The organism is Polaromonas sp. P1_G2 (assembly GCF_056405515.1).
Map to the genome: position 1 here is coordinate 1 of NZ_JBFUBY010001028.1, position 480 is coordinate 480.

Sequence of the window (480 nt, forward strand, 5' to 3'; positions counted from 1 at the left end):
CGGCACGGCTGATCTGCACCCGCCAGGTGTCAGGCCCCTGCTCCAGATAGAGCCAGCCGAATTCGTCGGCATATCTGGCTTCGATCTGATATCGGAGTGGCCGGGGATCATGGTCGCTGGTCACGCGCATCGCAGCGCCCGGCGCGAGCGCCGTCAAGATGCCAAAGATGGCAGGATGACGCTGGCCCGGTGGAATCTGTCGAACGTCGATCTCGGGAATGTCCTGGGAATGCAGCATGTTGGCTCCTGTAGGTTCGGTCTGCCCAGCAAGTGCGCCTGGCCTCCTGAACGTAGCTGCGACACGCGGCCTCTACTTTGTCGGGGAGCAAAGATAGCCCGGAATTTCCGCCGCCGGATTGTCCCAGAGCAAAGTCTGCCTTTCAGAGCCCGCTATTTTCCGTGGGGAAGCAAAGGAGATCATGATGTCCGAGAGACTGGTCGCCACCTATGGCGACGCGCGGCTGCCGCGCTATACGAGCT

The 480-nt window shown here is 61.5% G+C and carries 1 protein-coding gene; it reads right to left on the bottom strand.

The window, feature by feature from the left end; genetic code table 11:
• Nucleotides 1-238, bottom strand: a 238-nt coding sequence (locus tag AC1D0P_RS28890) for a DUF2249 domain-containing protein (protein ID WP_477679874.1), incomplete at its 3' end; no start/stop codon positions are given.
• Between the last annotated feature and the right edge of the window lie 242 nt (nt 239-480).